Here is a 25,183-nt window from a genome sequence, read left to right on the forward strand (position 1 = left end):
GGGCCCGTGAGGGCAGAACGTGCGAGGACCGGGCGGCACCACGGCACCACCGGTCTTTCTACAGACCTCGCACGGTCGGAGGTGTCGTAGGGGTCACCACGGCACCGACCGGACCACACACGTCCTGCCCTCGGCTGAACAACGCCGCCCCGGGCCCATCAGAGATCCAGAACCTCTAATTGCTTACGAATTAGAGGTGTCGGCGTCTGCGTCGCGCTGACCCACGCCGCTGACCTGCGGGAACAGCGGTCAAGCGAATCCACCCTTGGCAACCTGTTGAGCAACCCGCTACGCAACCTGTTGAGCAACCGGCGGGCCCGCTAGGTGTGGTGTCTCGGGACCTTGGTCACGCGAAGTCCTCGAAGGTGAACTGCTGCGGGATGTCCGCGAGTGGTTCGGGCGGCTGGTCGAAGACGATCCGGTAGTCGCTCCCGGCGGTCCGGCTGATGGGCGGTCGGCCTCCGAGCGCGGCGTGCGGCCGCTCGTGGTTGTAGTAGTTCGCGAACTCTGCGAGTGCGACGCGGCGTTCATGCTCGGTTGTGTAGTCACGGACGTACGCCCACTCGCGGGTGAGCGTCCCGTTATACCTCTCCACCTTCCCGTTCGTTCGCAGCGTGTACGGCCTGGTCCGTTTGTGCTTTGTACTGGTCGCGGCGAGGGCGTCAGCCCAGGTCGTAGACCGGTAGCACGCGCCGTTGTCGGTGAGGCAGCGGCGGATCGGTGTGATGCCGTGGGCGACGAAGAATGAAACGGCCCGGTGCCAGAAGGAGACCGCGGTGACGGCCTTCTCATCGTCCAGGGCCTCGGTGTAGGCGAGCCGGGAGTGGTCGTCGAGCGCCGAATGCAGGTACGTGTATCCGACCTTGCCGGTGCCGGGACCGGTGCGTTTGGAGGCGCGGGCGGACTCGGTGCCGACGCCGTGCATCCGCCAGCCGCCGCCGGTCGGCATGCGTCCGAGCTTCTTGATGTCGACGTGGACCAGGTCGACGACCCGGTCGTGCTCGTAGCGGATGATCTCGCGCAGCTGCTCGCCCGTCGGTGGATCCAGGTCCCGGAGCCGGTTGAGTCCTCGCCTCACCAGGATGCGGTGCACGGTCGCTGGCGCGAGTGTGACGCTGTGCAGCCGCTGTAGATCGGCGGCGAGCCGGGCTGGTCCGTGCTTGGTCTGCCGCCGCAGCGCCTCCACCAGGTCAGCGATGTCCTCGGGGGTGCGGGCGGGGCTGGTGGCGGGGCGGGAGGAGTGGTCGAGCAGGCCGTTCTCGCCGTGCGCGCGCCAACGGGCGTACCACTTGGCCAGGCAGCGGCGAGAGATCCCGGCTCCCACAGCGACGTGCGCGATCGGACGTCCGGCATCGACCCGCAGACACAAGCGCAGACGTCCTTCGGGGGTCAGCGGTGCGTTCCGATGTCCCCTGCTGGTGGCGCTCCTGGACTCGGCGGCCGCGTTCACCGGGAGCCCTGGGATCTCAGGGCTCCCGCATGAGCGGCTGCGCGGCGTCAGCGTGCCAACTTTTCGATGGCCGCCGGGGTGACGGGGGTGAAGAAGTTGACGAGGTTGCCGTCGGGGTCGCGGAACAGCAGCGACCGGTTGCCCCAGGGCATCGTGGTGGGCTCGTTGATGAAGTCGGTAACGAAGCCGGTCAGGTTCTGGTGAACACGGTCCACGTCCTCGACGAGGAACTCGGTGATCACGCTGTGGTTGTCCGCCGGGCGGGCAGAGCCCGGGGCGAACAGCGGGACGGTGCGGGTGCCGGCGATCGCGAGGGTGGCGCCCGCGGTCTTGAGTTCGGCGAAGTCCTCGGTGGCCCACGTCGCCCGCGTCCCTGTGGCTCGCTCGTAGAACTTGACGAGGCGCGCTACGTCGCTGGTGATGATGCGGATCGAGACGAAGTCCATGGGAATCTCCTTGGCTGTGCTGGAGGCGTGCACGTCGCAGGCTAGGACAAATAGGGGACAGAATCGGTCCTGTATTCGCGTTAGGCTGCGGACATGCCTCGACCCACCGGCCGCGTGCTGACACTCCTGGAGCTGCTGCAGTCGGGCGGCACCCGGACGGTGGCCGAACTCGCCGACCGGGTCGGCGTCGAAGGGCGCACCGTGCGCCGGTATGTGGACCAGCTGATCGACCTCGACGTGCCCGTGGAATCAGTGCGCGGCCGCTACGGCGGGTACCGGCTCGCCCCCGGGTACCGCTTGCCTCCGCTCATGCTCAGCGATGACGAGGCGCTGGCCGTACTGCTCGGCCTGGTCGCCGGCCGCCGAGCAGGGCTGACGACGACGGAGCACACGGCAAACGAGACGGCATCGGCGAAGATCCGGCGAGTGCTGCCCAAGCACATCGCCCGCCGGCTCGACACACTCCTGGAAGCTCTCGCCTTCACGGATCAGCCCGGCAAGTTCGACACCCCGGACGCTGGGGTCTTGCTCACGATCGCCGATGCGGTGCGCCATCACCGACCGGTCTCGATCCGCTACACCGATCGCGACGGACGGCGCAGCGAACGCACACTGCACGCGTACGGGATCGTCGCCCATTCGGGCCGGTGGTACGTCACGGGCAAGGACGCCCAGATCGGCGAGGACCGAACCTTCCGGCTCGATCGCATCGCAGACGCGAGGACCCTGCCCGGCTCATTCGAAACGCTCGTGGGTCCCGGTCCGGCACAGCGCGTGTTGTCAGGATTCGCCACGGCCGAGTACCGGCATGAGGTGATCTTGCGGATCCACGGGACAGTTGAGCAGATCCGCGCCCACCTGCCCATCAGCGTCGCGAACCTGGAGGAGCACGAGTCCGCAGCCGGCGAGGACCGCGCGACCGAGCGCTGGCTGCGCGTCGAGCTACGGGCGGAGCGACTCGACTGGTTGCCTCCAGTACTCGCCTCACTCAACCGGCCGTTCGTCATCGAGCGCCCCGATGAACTCCGCGACCTCGTCATCGCGCTCGCCGATCGCCTCACGTCCTACGCCGCCGAGCCTGACCGCGAGGAGCCAATGTCACGAGATGACACAGCTAGGGCTCTACGGTCGGAACGGTAGTGGCGACGGTTCCGTGGTCTGGTGGGAGGTCCAGCAGCATGGAGTGGAAAAGTGGCGCGTGCGGGATGCGTGGGCGTAGGTCGCCCAGTGTCTGCCAGCCCCATGATTCGTACAGTGCCCGGACCTTGGGATGGTCTTTCAGGACCAGGAGCGTGGCGCGTTTCTCGGGCCGGGCGGCGAGCAGCTCGTCGTGGAGCCGGCGGGCGGTGCCGGTCTTGCGCCAGGGGGTTCGGACCATCAGCTCACTGAGTGCATAGGTGCGTGTATCGGTCTCGGTGATGGTGCCGGCGGGTACGTCGGTGAGCAGTCCGCCCCACCAGCGGCTGGCTGGATGCAGCGGAGCCCCGTAGGCGTAGCCGACGGGCTGTCCGTGGTCGTAGCCGACGATGCAGGTCCAGCCGGGGTCTGTCATCCAGCTGTTGAGTCCTTCGGCGAACCGGTCGACGGCGCAGAACGGGTCGGTCTGCGCTTCCTTCTCGTACACCTCGGCGAAGACGTCCAGCAGGAGCGTGCGCAGCTGGGCGGTGCGGTGGTGGGTGGTGTAGTGGCGGAGTTCTATGTCAGCGGTCACTGCGGGCGGTTCTCCTATGCGGCGGCGAGGGTGCGGTGGACGGTGGCGAGTCGGCTGGTGATGGCGTGGCTGCCGATGTGCGTGGCGTCGATGGTGGTTGCGGTGGTTCGGACGTCGGCGGTGTTTCCCTGGGCGAGTTGGAGTTCGGCGAGCTGGACTCCGTAGTACGTGCGGCTGCGGCGCAGGCGGGGTTCGAGGAGGGTGAGGGCGGTCTGGCTGATGCGTAGGGCTTCGCGGTGGTGGCCGCCGCGTCGGGCGTGGATGGCGAGGTCGGACCAGGCGCGGGCCTGGGCTTGGTGGCTGGTGCCGAGGATGGCTCTTTGCAGTGCGGTGGTGCGCCACAGGTGTGTTGCGTCCAGGTCGCCGGCGTCGTCTGCTGCCCATCCGGCCGAGCTGCAGAGTGATGCGATCGCGGTGTGGAGTGCCTGCTCGACGCGTGGCCCGTAGGTGCAGTGGTCGGCTGCGGTGGTCAGGCGGTCGAGGTAGGCGGTGGCGACGGTCAGGAGGGGTTGGCCTCCGATGGCGCTGAAGTGGGCGTCGAGGCGGTCGATCCGCTCGCGGGCGCGGTCGACGTCGCTCATCGACATCCGGCCGCTGACGGGGGTTTCGTCGATGTTGAGGGCGAGGGCGACGGTCGCGGTGATGAAGCGGCGGCGGCGCACGGGCGCCTCCTTCGTCGGTGCGGGAGACCGCGGCGGGGCCGGCAGGTTCGCGCTGTTCCTGCCTCTTGGGAGGAAGCCGAGTGCTTGCGCCGGGCGGTCGAAGAGCTGTTCCAGGGCGTGAAGGTAGCGGGTCCAGGGCCATCGGACTTCGCCGCTGACCCAGCGTCTGACGTGGCGGTCGGTGCACTTGCGGGGGTGGGACTCTCCGAAGATCCGGCCGGTGATGCGATTGATCTCGTCGGCCAGGCCCTGGTGCGTGAAGCCGTATTCGACCATCGCGGCTTCGAGTTGAGTGTTTCGCTGTCTGTCCATCGGTTCCCCCCCGCAGGTTTCCGGTCGCGGCACAGACGGTAGTCCTGCCGCTCTTCTGCCGCTTGGTAAAACTATCCGGTCCCTGTTCCGGGTGCGCAGGAAGATCGCAGCCCTTCGTGCCCCGGCAGTGGACGGGCCCCCGTCGCGCCGGTGACCGCGGTGGCGCTGTATGCCGTGGTCCCGGTGCCGGGCACGGAACACCTGGTGACGGCGCCCCTGGCCGCACACGCGCAGGCGCGGGGCTGGGCCGTTCCGGCCGGCTGCGCGGTGACCGACACCGGGCCGCTCGACCAGGACACGGAGCTGCGGCCGGGCTGGGCACGGATCCGCGCAGCGGTGGACGGCGGCCGAATCGCCGGGATCGTCGTCCCCGCGTTCGCACACATCGCCTACCGCTGGCACGACTGGAACGCGCAACGGTCCTGGCTGCTGGGCCGCAGGCTGTTCGTCATCGCCACCGACCCGACCGACTTGGTCACGGGCCTGGAACAAGAGGACCCACGGTCATGAACGCGGTGCTGTACGACCCCGAGGCGCTCCTGGCCGAGGAGCTGCCGCTCGATCGCGCGCCCATGATGGCGCTGGTCGATGCGATGCTGGCACGGAAGGACGCGAGCGGTCTGCGGGCGGGCGACTGCGCGCAGATCGCTCTGCTCCTCACCGGGCACGCCCGACTCGTCGCCGCCGAAGTCAGCCGGCACGTTGAGGCCCTGGCCAAGGACAGCAAGCTGCGGCCGGTGGCCGAGCAGGTCCTCCAGGAGGCGGAGCGCCGCCTGTCGGTGGCCTCCCAGACCACCCTCGCGCACGCGCAGCAGCGGGCCCGGCTGGTGCGGGCGCTGTACCGGGCGCTGGACCAGATCGACAAGGCTCGGCCTGTTCCGTCCTCCTGACGTCTGCGACGCGCTGACCCGATTGCTGACCCGCCGCCCGCCGGACCGGTCCGGCCGCTGGTGCAGCTCCGTGGCGGGGCCCGGAACGGGTGCCCGGTGGCCGTCGGCCCGGCCCGGGAACGGGCGGTGCGCGGCGTCATCGGGTGATCAGGACGGCGGCGACGGCAGCGACGGCGACCGCGACGCAGGCGATCAGGAAGCTTGCGCCGCCGATGGCGACCGTCAACGGCGGCGTGAGGGACGGGTGGCGGTGGGTGACGTAGGCGAGGCAGCCCATCGTCAGGACGATGACGACGGCCAGGACCAGGACGAGGAGCACGGCGAGCAGGATCAGCAGGGCGAGCGAGGACACGGAATCTCCTTGAGTAGGTGCGCTCCGGGTGAGCGCGGTGGCAACAGTCCGCGCTGACGGCCGGCTGATCCAGTTCTCGCGAAAATCCGATCCGGCCCTGTTCGCAGGGCGGCTGAGGCGGTTTCGCGAGCACTCGACGTCGGGCGTCGCGGGGTGTGGCAGCACGATGGACGAGCCAGGGGGTTAGCGGCGCAAGCCCAGCTGGCGGGCGTCTCTTCTTCGCCGCGGTTATTTGCGTCGGGGTCCGCGAAGCGTTTGGCCCTGCGTGTACTCGGCTGGCGACGTCAGGGTGTGTACGCCTTGCCCTTCCCTGATGGCGAGGGTGGGGATCCCCTGTCCGGTCCTCGCCGCGGGTCAGCGCAAGCGCGCGTGGTACAGCGTGGGTCGGCTTTTGGGCAACCTTCTGACCTGCGCGTTCGGGGGTTTGGGTCAGCGGTCGGGTCAGGGTCGCTGAGGAGAGTTCACGGCATCACCTGAACGGGGAGCTGTCGTGACTGGACCACGGGTTTTTGAGTCGCTGGATGCCGAATGGGCGCTGGCCTGCGCCGGAGCCGGGCGTGCCGAAATGGTGCTGGGCTGGCTGCGGGAGGGCGGGGTCGTCCTCAGCAGCGGGTACGCGGCAGGTCTTCAGGAAGTGCTGGCCGAACTGGAGCGTAGGGACCGGGCGCAGGGGCGTGTGCACAGTGACCGGTGGATGCGGGTACTCCTGGAGCGTGCTGCGGGCGAGGGGGCCGGGGCGCAGTTGGCAGCGCGGGTGGTGGTGCAGGCGATGCTGCCGGGTGCGGTGCGGATGACGCAGCGGCTGCTGCGGGCCGGCCGGGATTTCGACGAGACGGGTCAGGTCGTCGTGGCGTGCCTGTATCAGGTGGTGCGCCGGTATCCGCTCGGCCGGAACGGCGGGGTCGCGGCGAACCTTCTCCTGGAGACGCTGCATCTGGCGAGCCGTGAGCTGCAGGCGGATACGGAGACGGACGCGGTGCCGTGGCACCCCGTCCTCGAATCCGCGGTCGTACCCGGCGAGCCGGCGGCGGCCGATCCGGCAGAGGCCGTCTGGCGGACGGTCCTTCGGCGGCAGGCCGCCGAGGCCGGGCTGCTGCGGGCCGGGGAGGTCCCGGTTGGTGCGCGGGGCGAGCTGGTCGAGCTGCTGGTGTGGGCCGTGGCCGCCGGCCTGCTCGACGTGGTGCGGGCGCGGGTGATCGCGGACGAGTCCCGGACCGGGGCACGGGAAAGCGCGGAGCGGGCCGGGGTGTCCGCGGTGACGTGGCGGCAGCGCCGCAGCCGGACCGTACGGCAACTGCGGCCGATCGCTGACCAGTGGGTGCAGGCCGCGTGATGATTTCTCAGATTCCTCGGCTGCGGCTGTCACGTCTGGGGAGTGGTGGCTCCTTGGTCCGGGTGTGTGGCGGAACGGCTGCCGCACCCGGGCTTGGGAGGAGTGAGCAGGGCATGGCGGATCCGATGCCCGCGGCAGAGGACGGACGGTACGGACTTCGAGCTGCTGATGCAGGCACGTCAGCGGCTGCGGGATCTGGTGGTGCAGCTGGAGATGGCGCCGTTCGCGGACCGAACGGCGGCGTCCATGCGCGCCTATCTCGATGAGGACGCGGGACCGGCGCAGGCGGCGTTCGCCCGCTGGGCGGCGTTGCCGAAGGCGGCGCGGGACCGGCTGGCTGCCCGGATGCGGCAGGAGCAGCCGTGAAGCGCCGCAAGGAGCACGCGGAGAACGTGTTGCCGGCCGAGGCGGGCGGTTGGTCGCTGGGTTCCCTGAGCGCTGCGGCGAACACGGTGACGGTGCTCCGCCGTACAGCCTGGGCGCTTCTGGTGGCCGGCCCGGTTCTGGCGGGGTGGGCGCTCGTGTCCCAGCCCTCGGTCACGGCGCCTGCGGCCCCGGTGCGCCAGGAACAGCCCACGGCCGGGCAGCCGACGGGGCCGGGCGGGTTCGCCGAGCTGTTCGTGAGCGCGTACCTGACGGCCGGGGAGGGCACCGAGGCGTTGTTGGCTCCGTTCTTGCCGAATGCCCGCGACGTGAGCCTGACGGCGGATCCGGGTGTGCAGCGGGCGCAAGAAGTCGCGGCGGTGCGGGTGCGGCTCGTGTCCTCCGGCTACTGGTCGGTGACCGTGGCTGCCCGAGTGGCCCCGGCCGGTGCTGCGGACGGAAAGAAGAAGCCGGAGCCGGACGAGGTCGGGACCGGGTCCGGGCCGGTGCTGCGGTAATTCCAGGTCCCGGTCAGAACCGGTACGGGGGGGTGCCCTGGCGGCTGCTGCTCTGCCGGCCGAAGTGGGCGCGCCGCTGTCCGGTGAGGCCCCGGTGCTGGCGTACGGGCAGTCGGTCCCGGTCCGCTAGTACCGATCCGGCTGGGCAGACGCTCACGGGATTCTTCGCCGCCTATCTCGCCGGCAGTGGTGAGCTCGACCGCTACCTGTCCCCCGGTACGGCCCTGGCTGCGGTGTCGCCCGCTCCGTACACGCAGGTCGAGGTGGACCGGCTCGCCGAGGTCGGCACGAGCGACCCGGGCAGCGCCGGGCCGCAGTCGGACGGGGCGCGCAGACGGCTCCTTGTCGACATCACCGCGTCCGATGCCGACGGTCAGAAGCGGCCGCTGACGTACGCAATCACGATCACCGCGCGGGACGGGCGCTGGGAGATCGCATCCGTGGAAGGCGCCCCCGTGCTGAGCAACGAGCCGGCCGGGACCGGAACGAAGGAGACCGAGCAGTGATGGACATGACGGTACTGGCCGGAACAATCAGCGACGTCGACCAGCTCAGCCAGGAGATCACAGCTGTGCTGGTCGGCTCAGTGATGGGGCTCATGCTGGCCGCGTCGGTGGCAGTCACCTGGGCAAAGACGAATTCGGTGCTGTCCGCCGGCGTGGCATTCGTCGGTGCAGCGGCGCTGTGGTTCGCGGTGATGAATGCCACGGTGTTCCTCGACAGTGTGGGTGAGGACCTCACGCCGAGTAGCTCCACCAAGAGTGCGGGCGCCGGTCACGCGGTGGTCCGGGTCATCGAGCCGGTGCCCGGTGACCAGCGATGACCGGCTTTCTCGCCGGGTGTACGGCGGTGCTGGTCGTTCGGTTCGCCGTGTCGTACGTGTGGGCCAAGATCCGTTCCCTGCTGGCCGCTTCGGAAGCAGTGTTCATCAGCGCGGCGACGTTGTGGCAAATGTTCGGTGAGCTGCGATGAGCGGCGCTGCGGAATCGTCGCCGGAGATGCTGATCGGTAGGTGCTACACCCGGGCGCGCCGCCACCCTTTGATGATCGGGAAGTGGCCCGGTGGGCGTGGGCGGATCTGGGGTGGTCCGTACACGGTGCCGCAGGTCGTGGTCCTGGCCGTCTCGCTCGCGGGCCTGGTGCTGACGCGGGGGGTGTGGGCGCGGGCTGTTCAACAACGTGATCGCGATCGGTGGGCCCTACGGGTTGTCGCTGCTGGTGCGCCACATCCGGGTCGACGGCCGTAATCCGCTGGCTGTGGCTGCGAGTTCCGCCTCACTGGTGACGAGGCCGTCCGGGGGCGGCTGGGCGGGCGTCCGCTCAGGGCGTTGGGCGGTCACCGGCCGTTGATCGGGGTGTGCAGCGTCACCTGGGCCGCACCGCAGTCCCGAGCGGAAAGCAGGAGCTCGGGCGATCGTGTGCTCCGCCCGGTCCGGTCGCCGGCTGTGGCTTCCCGAGGGATGGCCGCCGGGCGCAGCACCGCGGCGAAGAGCGCTCCGGTGGCCAACGGTGCAGCACGTGGAGCACGTGGAGCACGTGGGGCACGTGGGGCGGGTGGGCGGCGGCCGGCGCCGGTCGCGGCGGCGTTGCTCGCTGCCCGGTGTGTGCTGCGGGGGCAGCTGGAGCAGCTGGAGCTGACGGGGCGTACCGACTGGCTGGCGGTGCCGCTGCCGATGACGCGCGGGGAGTCGGCGCGGGAGGCGTTTGCGGCGGCGCGGGCAGATATTGCCCTGCAGCTGGGGCTGCTGCCGCGGCCGGTGTCGGCGCGCGAGGAGGACGAGCGCTTGGCCCAGGCTCAGCGGATGGCGTCGGTGTGGCCGTCGGCCATTGCTCTGCGTCCGGCGACGGCTGCTGAGGTTTTGTGGATCTACGGGCACAGTGCCCGTCGTGGTGTGCTCGAACCGGTGCTGCCGGACGGGGCGGGTCCTCTGATGCGGGGCCGGGGGCGGGGTGCGGCGGCGCTGGGTCAGGTGGTGCTCGCCGAGGGCGGCAACCTGCTCGACGAGCAGGCTTTGAGCGGCGGCGCAGCCGGCTCCGGCCGGACCACACGGCGCGCTGGGCGGCGGAAGGCGGGGCGCGGGAATCCCTTTGCGCGGCGGTGGCTGGAGGTGACCACGGAGTGGGGGCCCTCGTATCAGGTGATGCTCGCCCTTTCCGAGATGCCCGAGGCGTTCGCTTTCCCGGGGTCTGAGTATCTGTCGTCGCTGGACGCGTTCTCGTTCCCGGTGGACTGGGTGGTGCGCCTGCACGTCTCCTCTGGCACCGAGGCGGAGGCGAAGACCCGGCGTCAGGCGCGCGAGCTCGCCAACCAGTACAGCGAGTACGACGGTGAGACCGCGGGTGTCCCGGCCAGCGTCGACAAGGCGGTGGGAAGCCTGGACGAGTACCGCGAGCGGCTGACCGCCTCCAGCACAGAGGTCGAGGTCCGTGCCATGACCGCCCTGTGCGTGTGGGGCGGCACCCCGGAGGAGGCCGAGCGGCGGGCCGGGGAGCTCGCCGGGCACTTCGCCGGCAACGAGTACACCTTCGCCCGGCCGCGCGGCGAGCAGGAAAATCTCTGGCACGGGATGCTGCCCGGTACCCGCACCCCGCAGGTCATGGCCCAGTACGCGCAATATCTGGTGGCGCGGGACTTCGCGATGGCCGGCCCGTTCACGGGCAGCGGGCTCGGCGATGCCACGGGGCCGTTGTTCGGGCTGCAGCTGGCCGGCGGCGGAGTCCGGCCGGTACTGACGGACTGGACGCGCGGCCCGCGGGAGAACACCTCGGCGACCGCCGCGTTCATCGGGGAGCTCGGTGCGGGCAAGACGACCGCGATGAAGTCGGCCGTCTACTCCGTGCTCGCCGCGGGCCGGCGGGTGCGGGGCGGTACGCGGCGCGGCCGGGCCGTGATCGTGGACCGGACCCCGCGCCAGGAATGGCTCCGCTACGCGCAGGCATGCCCGGGTGAGACCGAGTGCATCACCATCGACGACCAGGCCGCCGTCTCCCTCGATCCGCTGCGCACGTTCACCGGGCGGGAGGCACAGCGGTTCACCGAGTCGTTCTTGACGCTGCTGCTGGGGCTGGCTCCGATGAGTGATGAGGGCATCGCGTTGTCCGAGGCGGTCGAGGCGGTGCTGGCCGAGCCCCACCCGTCGATGCGGGTCCTGGTCGAGGAGCTCACCAACCGCGGTGCGTCCGGTGACACCCATTCGGCGATGGCTGCCCGCCGTCTGTCCGCAGTCAGGCGCAAGGATCTGGCCCGTGCCATTTTCGACGAATCGCTGCCCGTGGTCCGCGGCTCGTCGGCCGACACCCTGGTCTTCTCGGTGTCCTCGCTCGCGCTGCCCACCAAGAGCGAACTGCGCGGCGGTGGGGACCGGCTGGACAAGTTGGAGTTCGAGAAGATCTTCGGGCGTGCGGTGATGTACCTGATCGCCGCCCTGTCCCGGAAAGTCGCCTACGCGGACCTGGACGAGTTCGCCCTGGTGGTGTGGGACGAGTGCTGGTGGCTGACCTCCACCCCCGAGGGCCTGGCCCTGGCGCTGGAACTGGTCAAGGACGGGCGCAAGCACAATGCCGGTGCCCTTTTTCGGTGGGCATGACGAGGACGACATCGGCCCGGCCGACAACGAGAACGGGCAGATCCTGCGCGGCCTGATCCCCCGCAAGTTCGTCTTCCGGCCCACGGACACCAACCTCGCCCGCCGGGCCCTGCGCTTCCTCGGCTGCAACCCGGACGACGAAGACCTCCTCACCCTGGTCACGACCGGGCTGTCGCCCAACAGCCCCGAGCTCAGCGACGAGGAACGCGCGGCGCGGGCCGGCGAGTGCCTGCACCGCGATCTGACCGGGCGGATCGGCGCCATGCAGGTCACGCTGCCCGCCGACGAACAGGCCGTCGCTCACATCCACTCCCAGCCCATGCAGAGCGCAGCAGCATGACCAGGCGGGCCGCCGCACCGGCGGAAACACCGACAGCACGCACCCAGGGCATACGAGTGCTGCAGGGGATCAAGCGGTGGCTGCGCCCCGGGCGGTCCATGGCCGTGGGCCTGGCGCTGCTGGCGCTGTCGTGCCTGACGTCGCTGGTTCTGGCGACCGTGACGGCCAGCGCGGCCCCGGCACCGTCGCCGACGCCTTCGGTGGGCCCGACGCTGCCCGGCCCGGACAACCCGCTCGACCCGAGCCCGATGGTGCCCGACCCGGGTACCCCAGGCAGGCCGGACGACTCCCCGCTGATCCGGGACGCGACCACGGAGGCCGAGAAGAAGGAGAAGGCCGCCCGCACCGAGTTCGACAAGCTCGTGGCGAAGTACAAGAAGGACCGGGCCGCGCAGGTCGGGGTGCTGTCCGCGTTCGAGGTGACGGACCGGGACGGGAATCCGGTCAGCTCGTACCGCATCTACTCCGACACCGGGGACTGGAACGACTGGGACCTGAGCGTCGATGCGTTCCTCGTCGAGATGGCGTTCATGGGGAACAAGTGGATCGTCAGCTTCGCCTGCTTCCTCCTGACCTGGAGCGTCGCGTTCTCCTTGGCCGGGCTGATGCTCAAGCCGGCGCTGCAGGTCTCGACGTCGCTGTATGGCGGGGTCGTCGTGCAGATGGGGTTGCCGGCACTTTTCCTCACCTTCACGATGGTCGTCGCGGCGTGGCATCTGCTGTTCGGGAACCGGGCTCGTGGCTGGGGCGAGATGGCTGCGGCGCTGGTCATTTCCGCGCTCGCGCTCGGCGCGCTCGCCTCGCCCCCGCAGCTCCTGCTCAGCCCCGACACCGGGGTGGTGGGCACGGTGCGGGCCCTGGCTGTCGAGACCGCCGCCCTGGTCCTGGACAAAGAGGCCATCGACTCGAACCGGCCGACCACCGAGAGCGAATGGGAGAAGAAGCCTTCCGGGTCGACCGTGGGTGCGCAGGTCCGTTCGTCGCCGAGCGCGCTGGCCCGGCCCATCACCAATGCCCTCGTGGACGCGTTCGTCGCCCGGCCGGCCATGCTCCTGTCCTACGGGCGGACCTTCGAGGGCAGCTGCAGGAAGAAGTTCCGCGATTCACGGATCCAGCAGGCCGTGTTCGACCAGCTCGTCGACTCCACGATGGAGAAGGGCAAGTCCTTCCTCAAGGACCTGCCGTTCGGGATCGGGCTGCCCGACAACGTCAAGAACTGGATGGTCGACACCACCGTCGACGCCACCTCTTCCCAGATGCTGGAACAGGTCCACACAGCAGGCCCATCGCGGCGTTCGAGAAGGCGTGCGTGCCGAACGCGGGCACGCTGAAGAAAGCGTCAATGGACAAGGTCGGCGGCGCCATCTTCATGCTCCTGGCCGCGTTCCTCACCTGCGCGTTCGTCATCGTCCTGAACGCTGCGTTCCTCTTCGCCCAGCTGCAGATCGCCATCGAGGCGATGATCGCGAAGGTGGCCCTCGCCGCGGGGATCCTGCCCGGCCCCGGCCGGGCCTGGCTGTGGGACCGGGCCGCGGCCATCGCCCGCGGCCTCGCCCTGATACTCGCCTCCATCGCTTCCCTGTCCGTCTTCATCGTCGTCGTCAACGCCATACTGAACACACCGGAAAGCGACCTGCCGGGCGGTGTCACCATTCGGTTCGTCCTCCTGGACTGCGTCTGCGTCGCCGCGTTCATCTACCGCAAGAGACTCGCCCGCTCCACCCGCGGAGCAGTGGCACGCGCCCGCCACCGGCTCGGCAACTCGCCCCTGGGCGGCGCCGCCTCACCCGGCCCTGTCAGCCCGCCGCGGCGCAGCGGGCTCGGCAAGGGCCTGCTGCTCGGCGGGCTCATGCTCGGCGCGGCCGTCGCCACCGGAGGAACCAGTGCCGCACTCGGCGGCGCCGGACGCATCGGCACCACCCGGCTCGCCACGCGCCTCGGCGGCCGGCTCGCCCAGGGCGGGGGCCGCGCCGTGGCAGGACTGACACAGCTCACCGGCCGCACCATCGAAGCGGGCGCCACCGGGAGCTGATGCCCTCGGTCGAGCACCGTTCCCACAAGGGCCTGAACAACCGGGCGGAGAACAGCCACCAGCCGACCCGGCAACGCGAACGCGCCATGAAAAGCTTCCGCAGCGTCGGCGCAGCCCAGCGGTTCCTGGCCGCGTTCAGCAGCATCTCACCGCACTTCCGACCCCGCCGCCACCTGATGACCGCTCCCAGCTACCGCACCGAGATGACCATCCGCTTCGCCATCTGGGACCAGGTCACCGGCGCTGCCGGCCAGCCCGCCGCAGCCTGAACACCGGCCCGAAACCCGACCCCCGCCACGCCCCGACGCACCGTCAGGCACTCACACACCCAACAACGTGACAGCGCCGGTGGCCGCCAAGGCCAGTCCCGCCAGCAGCCAACCGGCGAAGAACACGGGCAGGTTGGGTGCGGCGGCGATGATGAGCAGGCTTGCCACGCCGAGGACGGAGCCTGCGGTCATGACGGTGCGCGGGCCGCGGTGGTCGATGATCCGGCCGACCCGGATTCCGGCGAAGGCGGAGATGAGCAGGGCTGCGGAGAACGCGGCTGTCGTTGCGCCGGTGGGCCAGCCGGTGTCGGCGGGGATGGTGGGGTTGAGCACGGGGAAGGCGTAGTAGACGATTCCCCAGCTGGTGATCTGTGTGATGCACAAGGCCGGGAGTACTGCGCGGGGCCGCGACCTGTCCCCTGTGCCGATCAGGACCCCGCGCGTATTGAGCTCGGTCACGGGCAGCAGCCACCGGCCTCGACTGGTGCGGCCGGGCCTGCTCCGGTGACGGCTGGGTCCGCGCAGCAGATGCTGCTCTTCTGTTTGGCCAGGGAGTCGGCGTCGGCCTTGACGACGTACACCTCCCACGGTTCCTGGCCGGGGCCGTGGACCCAGACTTTGTCCTGGAGTGCGTAGCAGCAGGTGGTGTCGTTCTCGATGCCGGTGGCCAGGCCTTGGTCGGTGAGGCGGGTGGTGGCGGCGTGGACGGCTTCGGTGGTGTCGACTTCGATGCCGAGGTGGTCCATGCGCGTGTCCTCGTCCGGTGTGCCCTGGATGAGGACGAGTTTGAGCGGGGGGGGCGGTGATGGCGAAGTTGGCGTAGCCGTCACGCAGTTTGGCCGGCTCGGTACCGAAAAGCTTGCTGTAGAAGGCGATCGAGGCGGGAAGGTCGGGGACGCACAGTGCGAGCTGTACTCGGGACATGACGATCCTCCTGACACAGGTTGGAAGCGCCCCGGCGGCCGTCGGGGGCCGGGGCGCTGGGATCAGGTCAGCAGCAGCTGCCGGACGACGGGGTTCCCTCGGCGGCCGCGACCGGCAGAGAGGTGCCGACGCCGATCTGTACGAGTGCGGGTGCCGGAGCAGCACAGCAGCCTCCGGCGTCGGTCTGTTCGGCTGCCGGGTCGTCGAAGAGTCCGGCGCCGCCGCAGACTCCGGTTTCGGGGAGGGTGAGTTCGACCTTGTCGGCGGATTCCAGGTCGCCGGCGATCGCGGCGACGATGGAGCGGACCTGCTCGTAGCCGGTCATAGCGAGGAAGGTGGGGGCGCGGCCGTAGGACTTCATGCCGACCAGGTAGATGCCGGGTTCGGGGTGGGAGAGTTCGCGGTGGCCGTGGGGGTAGACGGTGCCGCAGGAGTGCTGGTTGGGGTCGATGAGCGGGGCGAGCTCGACGGGGGCCTGGAGGCGTTCGTCGAGGCCGAGGCGGATCTCGGAGAGGAAGGACAGGTCGGGGCGGAAGCCGGTCAGGACGGTCACCTCATCGACCGGGTCGAGGCGGCGTCCGTCCTCGTCGGCCAGGATCAGGCGGCCGTCGGTGTCGCGTTCGATGGCCTCGGTGCGGAAGCCGGTGACCGCGTCGGCGTGGCCGTTGTCGACGGCTGCCTTCGCGGCGAGGCCGAGGGCGCCGCGGGCGGGGAGCTGGTCGGCGGTGCCGCCGCCGAAGGTGGAGCCGCTGATGCCGCGGCGCAGGATCCACACCGCGTGTGTGCCGGGCTCGTCCTTCGCGAGGTCGGCGAGGGTGGCCAGGGCGGTGAACGCGGAGGCGCCGGAGCCGATGACGGCGGTGCGCTTGCCTGCGTAGCGGGCGCGGACGGCCGGGTCCTTGAGGTCGGGGACGCGGTAGGTGATGCGGTCGGCTGCCGTCTTTTCGCCGAGGGCGGGCAGGCCGCTGGCGCCGGCCGGGCTGGGGGTGGTCCAGGTGCCGGAGGCGTCGATGACGGCGCGGGCGAAGAGGCGTTCCTCGCGGCCGTCGGTGTAGGCAACGTGGACGACGAAGGGCTGGGTTTCGCGGTCGGCGTCGACGATGCGGTCGCGGCCGGTGCGGGAGACGCCGGTCACCCGGGCGCTGGTGCGGACACGGTCGCCGAGTACGTCGGCGAGGGGCTGGAGGTACTGCTCGGCCCAGTCCCCGCCGGTCGGGTAGGTGGCCGCGTCGGGCTTGGTCCAGCCGGTCGGGGCGAGGAGCTTCTCGGCGGCGGGATCGACGATCTCGCCCCAAGTGGAGAACAGCCGCACGTGGGACCACTCGCGCACCGTCGCTCCGGCGGTGTCTCCGGCTTCCAGCACCAGTGGTTCGATGCCGTACTCGACCAGGTGGGCGGCGGCTGCCAGCCCGGCGGGGCCGGCTCCGATGACGACGACCGGCAGGTCTGCAGTGGTGGTCATGGCGGTGATGTCCTCCGAGTTAGGCGGCCGCTCCGACCGCTGCTTCGATTGCTGTCGATATCTGGAGCTTGCCACTGGGTATCGACGAGTGTCAACATAGACATATGTCGAAGTCAGAGATTGCGGAGCTGCCGGCCCTCGGCGCGGGGACTGTAGCGCCGTGCTGCCCGCCGATCACCGCTGGGGAGCTGTCGCAGGACGACGCTGAGAAGATGGCCGCGATGTTCAAGGCCCTGTCGGACCCGGTGCGGCTGCGCCTGTTCTCCAAGGTCGCCTCGCATCCGGGCGGTGAGGCGTGCGTGTGCGACATCTCCGACGTCGGCGTCTCCCAACCGACCGTCTCCCACCACCTGAAGAAGCTGCGCGAGGCCGGCCTGCTGACCTCGGAGCGGCGCGGGACCTGGGTGTACTACCAGGTCGCCCCGTCCGTCGTGGCGGCCATGTCCGCCATGCTCGACCTGCGCACCTGATCAACGGCCAGCGGCCCCGCGCCGGCAGGTCAGCCGGTGCAGTCGGGCGGGCAGCACCGCGCCAGATACGCCTGGAGGGCGGAGACGCGCTCGGCCATGGTGGCTCCATCAGCCCGGTAGAAGACCTGCTTGCCCTCCTTGCGGGAGACCACCAACCCGCCTCGGCGCAGCAGGCTCAGGTGTTCTGAAGCGGTCGAGGGCTTCAGTGCGCACCGCTGGGCAATCTCGCCGACCGTCAGCTCGATCCCCCCGGTGAACTGCTGCATCACCTTCTGACGGGTTTCGCTGGCCAGGGCCTTGAGGAAGTCGGCCGTCGCCGGATCCACCGCGGGCTGTTCGCTGTTGTTCTCTGTCACCACTTCATGCCCAACATTTCGTCACTTCCCGAAACAACGACTCATCGAAAGGGTTCACGTTCTCATGGAGCATGCCGATCTCGTCGTCATCGGTGCCGGGCAGTCCGGCCTGGCCACCGCGGCCCTCGCCCCGCGCCACGGCTTCACCCGCATTCTGGTGCTGGAGGGCGCCGAGGAGCCGGGCGGGTCCTGGCCCAGGCACTACGACAGCCTCACCCTGTTCTCCCCGGCCCGGTACTCGTCCCTGCCCGGTATACGCTTCCCCGGCGCCCCGGACCGCTACCCGCAGCGGGACGAAGTGGTGGACTACCTCCGCGACTACGCCAACCGTCTGCCCGCCGACATCCGCACCTCGACGACCGTCACCTCCGTGACACGCCAGGACGGCACCTGGTCCGTGCGGGCCGAGGACGGGCGGGAGTTCACCGCTCGGGCGGTCGTCGCCGCGACCGGCGACTACGGCACACCCTTCATGCCGGACGTTCCCGGACAGGCGGACTTCGGCGGCCGGGTGCTGCACGCCGCCGGCTACCGCAGCCCGGAGACGTTCGCCGGGCAGCGGGTCGTCGTGGTCGGCGGAGGCAATTCCGCGATCCAGATCGCCGCCGAACTCGGCCCGCTCGCCGACACCACCCTGGCCACCCGGCGCCCAATCGGATGGACACCCCAGCGCCCGCTCGGCCGGGACCTGCACTGGTGGCTCAAGCACACCCGCCTCGACATCGCACCGATCCGGCAGCTGCTGGAGAAGGTCCCGGTGTCGGTGCTCGATGACGGCCACTACCGCACCGCCCTGAACCAGCACGGCGTCGACCGACGCGACATGTTCAGCCGCTTCACGGCCGACGGCGTCGTGTGGGCCGACGGAACGAAGGAAGCGGTTGACGCGGTCGTACTTGCCACCGGATACCGCGTCACGTTCCCTTTCCTGCGCGACAGCGGCGGCCTCGACGCTAACGGCGAGCCACTGCACCGGGGCGGCCTCTCCACCGCGGTCCCGGGACTCGGCTTCATCGGCATGGAGTTCCAGCGCAGCTTCTCGTCCAAGACCCTGCGCGGCGTGGGCCGCGACGCCGCGCACGTCCTGAAGCGGATGCGTACCGCAGTGGCCAGGTGAGCCCGGAATCAGGATCGGGGGCTGAGAAACATCCGCGGCACCACATCAACATGTGGGGCCGCTGCCCCTTCCGGCTTCCGGATCTGCCCGGTGACCTGAGCCCCCCTGCCCAGTAAGGCTTCCGCAGACGAGGAATGAGGAGGGCGGGCGGCCCTGCGGCCGCAACCGCTGTCCATCTCCCGTCGGGCCCGTGTCCCCGCACCGGTCAGCAGCAGTCGCAACCGGGTAGGAAGCCGCAAGTGTCCACTTCGGCGCCTGAGGGCGGCACCGCGGCGGCTGGCGACGTGCAGCAGCCCTTTCCCTGCCAGGCGTCGCGGCCTTCCTTGACCGCGATGGCGGCGATGACCAGGGCGGCGATCGGGTCGGCCCAGGACCAGCCGAGCGTGGCGTTGAGGACCAGACCGACCAGGAGGACGGCGGAGAGGTAGGTGCACAGCAGGGTCTGCTTGGAGTCGGCGACCGCGCTGGCCGAACCCAGTTCGCGTCCGGCCTTGCGCTGGGCGGCGGACAGGAACGGCATGATCGCCAGGGACAGCGCGGCGATGACGATGCCGGGGACCGACTGCTCCGCTTCTCCCGTGCCCGCCAGCGCCAGGCCGGCGTCGACGGTGACATACGCGGCAAGAACGAAGAACGACACCGCGATGATCCGCAGGGTGGCTTTCTCCCTGGCCTCGCGCACTGCGTGCTCGCGGGCAGAGAACTGCCAGGCGACCGCCGCGGCGGAGGACACCTCGATGACCGAGTCCAGGCCGAAGCCGACCAACGCGGTGGAGGAGGCCATCGTCCCGGCGGTGATCGCGACGATGGCCTCGATGACGTTGTACGTGATGGTCGCGGCGACCAGCAGGCGTATGCGCCGGGCCAGTAGGTCACGGCGGTCAGGAGCGGAGCCCAGGGATATCTCGGCGGTCATGGTCAGCAGCAGCCCTTCTCCGCGGCGTCCGCACAGGTCTTGTCCGCCTCGACCGCGAGGACCGCGGTGCGCAGGTCGTCCAGCGCGTGCCCGAGGCGCTCGTCGGCCAACTCGTAGCGGGTGCGGCGGCCCTCGGGTGCGGCCACGACCAGACCGCAGTCGCGCAGGCACGCCAAGTGGTTCGACAGCCGGGTGCGGGAGATGCCCAGCGCCTCGGCGAGGTCGGACGGATAGCCCGGAGCCTCACGCAGGACGAGCAGCAACCGGCAGCGGATCGGGTCGGCCAGCGCCCGGCCGAACCGGGTCAGGACGTCAAGCTCGGTAGCGAGGGTCAGCATGGACAGAACGATACACAGATGCTTGAATCCAGGAAATCCTGAACTATTGGAGATCTGTCATGCCTCGCCGCGTCCCGATGTCCCAGCCGATACGCGCAGCGTTCACCGCCGAGATGGCCGCCGCCCGCGCACCGGGGCCGATGCAGGAGAGGTGGCGGGCCGCCGGGCGGGCTCACGTCCTCTCCCAGCCCTGGCCGATGGCCCACACCCGAACCCACGCGGTGATGCTCCGCCTCGCCGTACACGACCGGGACCCGAGGGAAGTCCTCGGCCAGCTCGTGCGACTGGCGGTGGCCGGCCCCGGCTCGGCGGCCGGGAAGTACCCCAATGGCAACACCGGCCGCACCCGGGACGGACTGACCACTCCCATGCCCATCCCCGACGACCTCGCCGCACTGCTGCGCGGGGCCGGGGTCACCCTGAAGCCGTGATGCTTTTGCGTCTGCTGTTGCCAAGGTCAAGCAGGCTGGTGAGCTCAGATGGATGGCCTTCGGGAGAGGCGAAGCACTGGCCTGGCTGCAGGCCAGTAGTCGCACGAAGACCGGCGTCCGAGCAACGCCGCACGGACTGGCAACCTTTTCCGGATCTGGCCCGCATGCCTCCGACACTCAGGCCAGCAGCTCGGTGATCTGCCGGACGGCATCGCGTGCGGGACGCCCCACTCCGATGAGGGTGGCGGAGGCCGGTCCCGTCCAGTCGCCGTAGCCGAGCAGGTGCAACCGTGGCTCGCCGACCGCGCGGGTGCCGTCGGCGGCGATGTGGCCACGAGTCCCGCGCAGGCCCAGCGGGGCGAGGTGGGAGAGGGCGGGTCGGAAGCCGGTGCACCAGATCACCGCGTCCGCCGGTGCGGACGTTCCGTCGCTCCACCGGACGCCGTTGGCGACCAACCGCTCGAACATCGGCTGGGCCTTCAGCAGTCCGGCGTCCCGCGCTGCACGGACCGGTGGGACGGCGACGATGTCGCCGAGCGAAGCGACGCCCCCGGTGTCGGTGCGACCCTCGTCCAGGGCGCGGCGGCGGGCGGTGGCGGCGTCGAAGAGTGCGCGGCCGTCGATGTCGTCGGCGAGGAAGCGGGGTGGGCGCTGGGTGACCCAGGTCAGGTCGACGTCGTCTGCCACCGCCAGGTCGGCGGCGATCTGCGCGCCGGAGTTCCCGCCGCCGACCACGACGACCCGCTGTCCGGCGAAGTCGGATGGGCTGCGGAAGCCGGTGGTATGGAGCTGACGGCCGGTGAATACTCCCCGACCTGGGACGGCCGGGAGGAAGGGGCGCCACCAGGTACCGGTCGCCGAGACGACCGCCCTCGCCGACCATGCACCGGTGTCCGTCTCCACCCGCAGACGGTCCGCGTCCCGGCGCACCGCCTGGACGCGGACCGGGCGGTGGACGGGCAGGCCGTAGCGCGTTTCGTAGTCGGTCAGGTACTCCACCACGTGTCCGGCGTCCGGGTACTCCTCGCCGGATTGGGTGGGCATGAGGCGGCCGGGCAGGGAGGAGAAGGCGGCCGGGGAGAACAGGTGCAGGGAGTCCCAGGTGTGCTGCCAGGCACCGCCCGGCTCTTCCTGGGCGTCGAGGATGACGAAGTCCAGCTTCTTGCGGCGCAGGTGGTACCCAGCGGCGAGCCCTGCCTGTCCGCCGCCGATCACCACCACGTCCACCGTGCCGGTCACGGGGCAGCCGGAGCCGGTGCGGCCGGTGCCTCGACTGCGGCACACACCGGGCACAGCACCGTCCGTGCCTTGGCCTCGCCGGGGGTGCCGATCAGGCTGCCGCGTCGCACGCTCCGGGTCGCGATACGGGCATGCGCCGCGCAGACTCCGGCTCCGCAGCCCTGGCAGACGCCGACGGTGGTGCTGTTCGTTCCCGTGGTGCGGCAGTCGAGGCAGTGCATCAGTCGTCCCTTCCCGGGGTGGTGAGTGCTGCGGGGCTGAACTTCTTGCGCCAGGCCAGGGACACGTACACGAGCCCGATCAGGACGGGCACCTCGATGAGCGGGCCGACGACGCCGGACAGGGCCTGGCCGGAGGTGACGCCGAAGGTCGCGATGGCGACGGCGATGGCGAGCTCGAAGTTGTTGCCCGCCGCGGTGAACGCCAGGGTCGCGGTGCGGTCGTAGGCCAGCCCCAGTCCCTTGCCGAGCAGGAAGGTGCCGAAGAACATGATCGCGAAGTAGACGAGCAGCGGCAGTGCGATCCGGACCACGTCCAGGGGCTGCGAGGTGATCGTCTTCCCCTGGAGGGCGAACAGGATGACGATCGTGAAGAGCAGCCCGTACAGCGCCCAGGGGCCGATCTTCGGCAGGAACTTGGTCTCGTAGTTCTCGCGGCCCATCTTCTGCTCGCCGATGCGGCGGGTGAGGAAGCCGGCCAGCAGCGGGATGCCGAGGAAGATGATGACGTTGAGGGCGATGTGCCGGACGGAGACGTCCAGGCCCTGGCCGTCGCCGAGATTCAGCCACTGGGGCAGCACGTCGAGGTAGAACCAGCCGAGCAGGCCGAACGCGATGACCTGGAACACGGAGTTGAGGGCGACGAGTACGGCTGCGGCTTCGCGGTCGCCGCAGGCGAGGTCGTTCCAGATGATGACCATGGCGATGCAGCGGGCGAGGCCGACGATGATCAATCCGGTGCGGTACTCGGGCAGGTCCGGCAGGAAGATCCACGCGAGCGCGAACATGACCGCCGGGCCGACGATCCAGTTGATGACCAGCGAGGACACCATCAGCTTGCGGTCGCCGGTGACGGTGTCGAGCCTGTCGTAGCGGACCTTGGCCAGCACCGGGTACATCATCACGAGCAGGCCGAGCGCGATCGGCAGCGAGATCCCGCCGATCTCGATCTTCGCCAGCGCATCGTTCATCCCGGGGATCAGCCGCCCCAGGCCCAGGCCGACGGCCATGGCGAGCAGGATCCACACCGCGAGGTAGCGGTCGAGGGTGGAGAGCTTCTTGACGATCGAGTCGTCACCGGTCGCCGTGGCGGTGGTGGTGGGTTCGGTGGAGGTCACGGGCAGGCCCTCTTGTTCTCGCCGGCGGTACGTGCGGACTCGGCCAGCGCGGCGAACTGCTCGGACAGACCGGCCAGGACCTCGGGCTTGAGCTTGTAGTAGGTGAAGCGGCCGCACGGCTCGGTCTCCACCAGCCCGGCCTCGCGCAGGACCTTCAGGTGGTTGGAGAGGTTGGTCTGCTTGGCCCCGGTCTCCTCGACCAGGTGCGTCGTGCAGAGCGTCTCGCGCGCCAGCAGGGTCACGATCCGGAGGCGGAGCGGATCGCCCAGCACCCGGATCACATCAGGATCGACTGAAGTCAGCATGCACTGATACTCTCACATCATTGCCTGCTGATACCAGCTGGGGCTGAAGTCATTGGCGGCTGGTGCCGCCATGCGACGAGAGAGAACGATCAATATGGCCGAGTCCTCCGGCAAGCCGTCCGTCCTGTTCGTCTGCGTCCACAACGCCGGCCGCTCCCAGATGGCCGCCGCCTGGCTGACCCACCTGGCCGGGGACCGCGTCGAGGTCCGCTCCGCCGGCTCCAACCCCGGGGAGACTGTGAACCCCGCCGCCGTCGAAGCGATGGCCGAGGTCGGCATCGACATCTCCGCCGAGACTCCGAAGATCCTCACGATCGACGCCGTCCGCGAGTCCGACGTGTGCATCACGATGGGCTGTGGAGACACCTGCCCGGTCTTCCCCGGCAAGCGCTACCTCGACTGGAAGCTCGAGGACCCGGCCGGACAGGGCGTCGAAGCCGTCCGGCCCATCCGCGACGAGATCAAGACCCTCGTCCAGGGCCTGATCGCAGAGATCGCCCCGGAAGCCACGGCGTAAGCGACATACACGACGTCATCGGCTCCGGCCCCGCCTGATGCGGCTTGGGAATCCGGCCCCGGGACCTCCCGGCCGGGCCGGCCCTGGCAGGCAGCGTCACCAGGTTCTCCTCCTGTGCGACGGTCTGCTCGAACGGCACCGGGACGCCGGCGCAACGAGGGGTGGAGGCCCCCGCCGGCTTCAAGCGGCGTACCGCAGTGGAAAGGGCGGGCGGCCAGCCCCACACCCGCGACCAGGGCGCGAGCAGCTCCACGGTGTCGTCGTCCTGGTCGGCGCCGACGGGTCGGGGCGTGGTCCGCCTCCTCAAACGGAGCGGAGGATGAGTGCGCAGGCCTCGCGCGGCCGCCCACGTCCTGGGCAGGAGAGCGCCGGTGCGGTCGCGGTCCAGGACATCGCGCCACATGTCGGCCACCGCGGTCCGGCCGCATTCACGGGCGGTCGCGAGACCGCAGGCCATACCGCCCCACCAGGAGAACAGGACAGGTCACGCATACGGGATTCCTGCGGCCACGGCGGCCTGGATGACCCCAGTGCGTGAGCGACGTCGAGCAGCCGGGACGCCCGTGACCGGCTAATGCCGGGCCCACCCCTCTTGGAGCTCCCGCCCCACTGACCAGGCATTCCTCACTCAGTGACCAGCCAATCCTCACTGCTTGTCCTGCACCAGCGCCCGGCCATCACTGCTCAACACCCCCATAGCAACACCCGAACCGGCCTGGCCCACAGCGCCCAAGGCCGGACATCAGGCTGAGAACCATCCCGGACACGGAAGCGAGAACTCCCACTCACGGATGCGGGCGAGAAGTCGTGCGGCTTCCTGGGCGAGCTTGTCGGGGGTGGTCACTGGGCGGTGAGGTGCCGCAGGAGATTCCGGCTCCGGGACATCGGCGGGCCCAGGGCCACTGCGGTAGACCTTGCACTCCTTCGGCTGGCACGCCGACCTCGTGTCTAGCGAATCGGTGCAGTTGGGCACACTCTGTAGCTGACCGCTACAACCAGCTACTGAACAGGAGGAGCGGCATGGCGAATCAAAACGAGGAAATCGCTGCTGATCGAGTTCTTTCCGTGGAGGAAGGGATCAAAATCAAGCAAGGCATTGCTGCGGAAAGGTCTCTCAAGACCTGGCGCTGGATGGGCAACTACGGAGACCCTACCCAAGCGGCCGCTGTGGCGAATTCAGCCCCACCGTGCGTGGCCGGCGAAGTGATGTTCACTTTCAACGGCAACTTGGTACCGGCCTGGATGTTCTACTGACCTCAACCAGCCTGATCCGTTCCTTGGCGATGCCGGAGGGACCTCCGAATCCCAGGCCCTCCAGCACCGTCGGCACGGATATCGGGCAGGCAACCGGACTCCTCGTCAGGGCGCTGCGAGAGCGGCAGCAGACCGCGCGCGCCAGGTGCCCATGGCTGAAAGCCAAGCTTAGACCGCGGGCCACGGCGGCACAGCCGCGAGCGGCCGCCGGGCCCTCCGTCCGGCCGTGTACCCCCCGATCCCCAGGCCGATC

General features: G+C 70.0%; 32 protein-coding genes and 3 pseudogenes. 19 read left to right on the forward strand and 16 right to left on the reverse strand.

Going from position 1 to position 25,183, the window contains the following annotated elements:
• Window positions 1-346: 346 nt before the first annotated feature.
• The gene (locus ACWCQ6_RS29420; protein ID WP_451094297.1) at window positions 347-1,450 is read right to left on the reverse strand and encodes an IS481 family transposase; all 1,104 of its coding nucleotides are present in this window, start codon (window positions 1,448-1,450) and stop codon (window positions 347-349) included.
• A gap of 47 nt (window positions 1,451-1,497) precedes the next feature.
• The gene (locus ACWCQ6_RS29425; protein ID WP_451094299.1) at window positions 1,498-1,896 is read right to left on the reverse strand and encodes a VOC family protein; all 399 of its coding nucleotides are present in this window, start codon (window positions 1,894-1,896) and stop codon (window positions 1,498-1,500) included.
• Between the two features lie 93 nt (window positions 1,897-1,989).
• Between ACWCQ6_RS29425 and ACWCQ6_RS29430 the strand changes: the two genes are divergently transcribed.
• Window positions 1,990-3,036, forward strand: coding sequence for a helix-turn-helix transcriptional regulator (locus ACWCQ6_RS29430; protein ID WP_451094301.1), 1,047 nt, complete (start codon window positions 1,990-1,992; stop codon window positions 3,034-3,036).
• Here ACWCQ6_RS29430 and ACWCQ6_RS29435 read toward each other — a convergent pair.
• Both ACWCQ6_RS29435 and ACWCQ6_RS29440 read right to left on the reverse strand, forming a co-directional pair.
• The gene (locus ACWCQ6_RS29435; protein ID WP_451094303.1) at window positions 3,011-3,607 is read right to left on the reverse strand and encodes a GNAT family N-acetyltransferase; all 597 of its coding nucleotides are present in this window, start codon (window positions 3,605-3,607) and stop codon (window positions 3,011-3,013) included. The genes ACWCQ6_RS29430 and ACWCQ6_RS29435 overlap by 26 nt on opposite strands.
• Before the next feature lie 14 nt (window positions 3,608-3,621).
• Window positions 3,622-4,581 (reverse strand): hypothetical protein, encoded by a 960-nt coding sequence (locus ACWCQ6_RS29440; RefSeq protein WP_451094305.1) that lies wholly within the window; start codon window positions 4,579-4,581, stop codon window positions 3,622-3,624.
• 159 nt (window positions 4,582-4,740) lie between these two features.
• On the opposite strand from ACWCQ6_RS29440, the gene ACWCQ6_RS29445 reads away from it, so the two are divergent.
• Window positions 4,741-5,091, forward strand: coding sequence for a hypothetical protein (locus tag ACWCQ6_RS29445; protein ID WP_451094307.1), 351 nt, complete (start codon window positions 4,741-4,743; stop codon window positions 5,089-5,091).
• A complete protein-coding gene (locus tag ACWCQ6_RS29450) occupies window positions 5,088-5,471 on the forward strand; it encodes a DUF6415 family natural product biosynthesis protein (protein WP_451094309.1) in 384 nt (127 codons plus the stop codon). The genes ACWCQ6_RS29445 and ACWCQ6_RS29450 overlap by 4 nt, the downstream gene beginning before the upstream one ends.
• Window positions 5,472-5,607: 136 nt before the next feature.
• On the opposite strand, the gene ACWCQ6_RS29455 is transcribed toward ACWCQ6_RS29450, so the two are convergent.
• Window positions 5,608-5,823, reverse strand: coding sequence for a hypothetical protein (locus tag ACWCQ6_RS29455; RefSeq protein ID WP_451094311.1), 216 nt, complete (start codon window positions 5,821-5,823; stop codon window positions 5,608-5,610).
• 490 nt (window positions 5,824-6,313) lie between these two features.
• Here ACWCQ6_RS29455 and ACWCQ6_RS29460 point away from each other — a divergent pair, with 490 nt between their 5' ends.
• The 11 genes and pseudogenes from ACWCQ6_RS29460 to ACWCQ6_RS29510 form a co-directional block, all read left to right on the forward strand.
• Window positions 6,314-7,156, forward strand: coding sequence for a hypothetical protein (locus ACWCQ6_RS29460; RefSeq protein WP_451094313.1), 843 nt, complete (start codon window positions 6,314-6,316; stop codon window positions 7,154-7,156).
• A 168-nt stretch (window positions 7,157-7,324) separates the two neighbouring features.
• Window positions 7,325-7,522: a hypothetical protein gene (locus ACWCQ6_RS29465; RefSeq protein WP_451094315.1), complete on the forward strand. Its 198-nt coding sequence runs from the start codon at window positions 7,325-7,327 to the stop codon at window positions 7,520-7,522.
• Complete coding sequence (locus tag ACWCQ6_RS29470) at window positions 7,519-8,037, forward strand: hypothetical protein (protein ID WP_451094317.1); 519 nt, start codon at window positions 7,519-7,521, stop codon at window positions 8,035-8,037. The genes ACWCQ6_RS29465 and ACWCQ6_RS29470 overlap by 4 nt, the downstream gene beginning before the upstream one ends.
• Before the next feature lie 32 nt (window positions 8,038-8,069).
• Window positions 8,070-8,543, forward strand: a complete 474-nt coding sequence (locus ACWCQ6_RS29475) for a conjugal transfer protein (RefSeq protein WP_451094319.1) — start codon at window positions 8,070-8,072, stop codon at window positions 8,541-8,543.
• A 5-nt stretch (window positions 8,544-8,548) separates the two neighbouring features.
• Complete coding sequence (locus ACWCQ6_RS29480) at window positions 8,549-8,860, forward strand: hypothetical protein (protein WP_451094321.1); 312 nt, start codon at window positions 8,549-8,551, stop codon at window positions 8,858-8,860.
• Window positions 8,857-9,009 carry a hypothetical protein gene (locus tag ACWCQ6_RS29485; protein WP_451094323.1) on the forward strand — a complete coding sequence of 51 codons (153 nt, stop codon included), beginning with the start codon at window positions 8,857-8,859 and terminating at the stop codon, window positions 9,007-9,009. The genes ACWCQ6_RS29480 and ACWCQ6_RS29485 overlap by 4 nt, the downstream gene beginning before the upstream one ends.
• Before the next feature lie 614 nt (window positions 9,010-9,623).
• Entirely contained in the window at window positions 9,624-11,624 is a 2,001-nt protein-coding gene (locus ACWCQ6_RS29490; RefSeq protein ID WP_451094325.1) for an ATP-binding protein, read from the forward strand.
• On the forward strand, window positions 11,596-11,964 hold the full coding sequence (locus ACWCQ6_RS29495; protein ID WP_451094327.1) for an ATP-binding protein: 369 nt from the start codon (window positions 11,596-11,598) through the stop codon (window positions 11,962-11,964). Before ACWCQ6_RS29490 ends, ACWCQ6_RS29495 begins: the two co-directional genes overlap by 29 nt.
• Window positions 11,961-13,295: a hypothetical protein gene (locus tag ACWCQ6_RS29500; RefSeq protein WP_451094329.1), complete on the forward strand. Its 1,335-nt coding sequence runs from the start codon at window positions 11,961-11,963 to the stop codon at window positions 13,293-13,295. Before ACWCQ6_RS29495 ends, ACWCQ6_RS29500 begins: the two co-directional genes overlap by 4 nt.
• 11 nt (window positions 13,296-13,306) lie before the next feature.
• Window positions 13,307-13,996 carry a hypothetical protein gene (locus tag ACWCQ6_RS29505; protein ID WP_451094331.1) on the forward strand — a complete coding sequence of 230 codons (690 nt, stop codon included), beginning with the start codon at window positions 13,307-13,309 and terminating at the stop codon, window positions 13,994-13,996.
• A pseudogene (locus tag ACWCQ6_RS29510) lies at window positions 13,975-14,265 on the forward strand (DDE-type integrase/transposase/recombinase); the annotation flags it as partial. The gene ACWCQ6_RS29505 and the pseudogene ACWCQ6_RS29510, both read left to right, overlap by 22 nt.
• A gap of 78 nt (window positions 14,266-14,343) precedes the next feature.
• On the opposite strand, the pseudogene ACWCQ6_RS29515 reads toward ACWCQ6_RS29510, so the two are convergent.
• From ACWCQ6_RS29515 to ACWCQ6_RS29530, 4 genes and pseudogenes are all read right to left on the reverse strand, one after another.
• Window positions 14,344-14,724: pseudogene (locus ACWCQ6_RS29515) on the reverse strand (MFS transporter); the annotation flags it as partial.
• Window positions 14,721-15,011, reverse strand: coding sequence for a hypothetical protein (locus ACWCQ6_RS29520; RefSeq protein ID WP_451094333.1), 291 nt, complete (start codon window positions 15,009-15,011; stop codon window positions 14,721-14,723). The gene ACWCQ6_RS29520 and the pseudogene ACWCQ6_RS29515, both read right to left, overlap by 4 nt.
• Window positions 14,959-15,189, reverse strand: a pseudogene (locus tag ACWCQ6_RS29525) (VOC family protein); the annotation flags it as partial. The gene ACWCQ6_RS29520 and the pseudogene ACWCQ6_RS29525, both read right to left, overlap by 53 nt.
• A 67-nt stretch (window positions 15,190-15,256) precedes the next feature.
• Window positions 15,257-16,651, reverse strand: coding sequence for an NAD(P)-binding domain-containing protein (locus tag ACWCQ6_RS29530; RefSeq protein WP_451094335.1), 1,395 nt, complete (start codon window positions 16,649-16,651; stop codon window positions 15,257-15,259).
• A gap of 104 nt (window positions 16,652-16,755) precedes the next feature.
• Here ACWCQ6_RS29530 and ACWCQ6_RS29535 point away from each other — a divergent pair, with 104 nt between their 5' ends.
• Window positions 16,756-17,121 (forward strand): ArsR/SmtB family transcription factor, encoded by a 366-nt coding sequence (locus tag ACWCQ6_RS29535; protein ID WP_451094337.1) that lies wholly within the window; start codon window positions 16,756-16,758, stop codon window positions 17,119-17,121.
• Between the two features lie 29 nt (window positions 17,122-17,150).
• Here the strand turns inward: ACWCQ6_RS29535 and ACWCQ6_RS29540 are convergent, their stop codons facing one another.
• Complete coding sequence (locus ACWCQ6_RS29540) at window positions 17,151-17,477, reverse strand: ArsR/SmtB family transcription factor (RefSeq protein WP_451094339.1); 327 nt, start codon at window positions 17,475-17,477, stop codon at window positions 17,151-17,153.
• Window positions 17,478-17,541: 64 nt separating this feature from the next.
• Between ACWCQ6_RS29540 and ACWCQ6_RS29545 the strand changes: the two genes are divergently transcribed.
• Complete coding sequence (locus tag ACWCQ6_RS29545; protein WP_451094341.1) at window positions 17,542-18,594, forward strand: flavin-containing monooxygenase; 1,053 nt, start codon at window positions 17,542-17,544, stop codon at window positions 18,592-18,594.
• Window positions 18,595-18,799: 205 nt separating this feature from the next.
• On the opposite strand, the gene ACWCQ6_RS29550 is transcribed toward ACWCQ6_RS29545, so the two are convergent.
• Both ACWCQ6_RS29550 and ACWCQ6_RS29555 read right to left on the reverse strand, forming a co-directional pair.
• Window positions 18,800-19,510, reverse strand: coding sequence for a cation transporter (locus tag ACWCQ6_RS29550; protein WP_451094343.1), 711 nt, complete (start codon window positions 19,508-19,510; stop codon window positions 18,800-18,802).
• Between the two features lie 2 nt (window positions 19,511-19,512).
• Complete coding sequence (locus tag ACWCQ6_RS29555) at window positions 19,513-19,848, reverse strand: ArsR/SmtB family transcription factor (RefSeq protein WP_451094345.1); 336 nt, start codon at window positions 19,846-19,848, stop codon at window positions 19,513-19,515.
• 59 nt (window positions 19,849-19,907) lie between these two features.
• Between ACWCQ6_RS29555 and ACWCQ6_RS29560 the strand changes: the two genes are divergently transcribed.
• Window positions 19,908-20,279 (forward strand): DUF3703 domain-containing protein, encoded by a 372-nt coding sequence (locus tag ACWCQ6_RS29560; protein WP_451094347.1) that lies wholly within the window; start codon window positions 19,908-19,910, stop codon window positions 20,277-20,279.
• Window positions 20,280-20,456: 177 nt separating this feature from the next.
• Here the strand turns inward: ACWCQ6_RS29560 and ACWCQ6_RS29565 are convergent, their stop codons facing one another.
• From ACWCQ6_RS29565 to ACWCQ6_RS29580, 4 genes are read right to left on the reverse strand one after another with little or no spacing between them, the layout of a single operon-like run.
• A complete protein-coding gene (locus tag ACWCQ6_RS29565) occupies window positions 20,457-21,518 on the reverse strand; it encodes an ArsO family NAD(P)H-dependent flavin-containing monooxygenase (protein ID WP_451094349.1) in 1,062 nt (353 codons plus the stop codon).
• Entirely contained in the window at window positions 21,515-21,739 is a 225-nt protein-coding gene (locus ACWCQ6_RS29570) for a DUF2180 family protein (RefSeq protein ID WP_451094351.1), read from the reverse strand. The genes ACWCQ6_RS29565 and ACWCQ6_RS29570 overlap by 4 nt, the downstream gene beginning before the upstream one ends.
• Window positions 21,739-22,854, reverse strand: coding sequence for an ACR3 family arsenite efflux transporter (gene arsB / locus ACWCQ6_RS29575; RefSeq protein WP_451094353.1), 1,116 nt, complete (start codon window positions 22,852-22,854; stop codon window positions 21,739-21,741). Before arsB ends, ACWCQ6_RS29570 begins: the two co-directional genes overlap by 1 nt.
• Window positions 22,851-23,159: an ArsR/SmtB family transcription factor gene (locus ACWCQ6_RS29580; protein WP_451094355.1), complete on the reverse strand. Its 309-nt coding sequence runs from the start codon at window positions 23,157-23,159 to the stop codon at window positions 22,851-22,853. Before ACWCQ6_RS29580 ends, arsB begins: the two co-directional genes overlap by 4 nt.
• A 94-nt stretch (window positions 23,160-23,253) precedes the next feature.
• Here ACWCQ6_RS29580 and ACWCQ6_RS29585 point away from each other — a divergent pair, with 94 nt between their 5' ends.
• Both ACWCQ6_RS29585 and ACWCQ6_RS29590 read left to right on the forward strand, forming a co-directional pair.
• On the forward strand, window positions 23,254-23,676 hold the full coding sequence (locus ACWCQ6_RS29585) for an arsenate reductase ArsC (protein WP_451094359.1): 423 nt from the start codon (window positions 23,254-23,256) through the stop codon (window positions 23,674-23,676).
• Window positions 23,677-24,696: 1,020 nt separating this feature from the next.
• Window positions 24,697-24,930 carry a hypothetical protein gene (locus ACWCQ6_RS29590; protein ID WP_451094357.1) on the forward strand — a complete coding sequence of 78 codons (234 nt, stop codon included), beginning with the start codon at window positions 24,697-24,699 and terminating at the stop codon, window positions 24,928-24,930.
• Window positions 24,931-25,183: the final 253 nt, after the last annotated feature.

This window comes from Streptomyces sp. NPDC001880 (assembly GCF_053594575.1).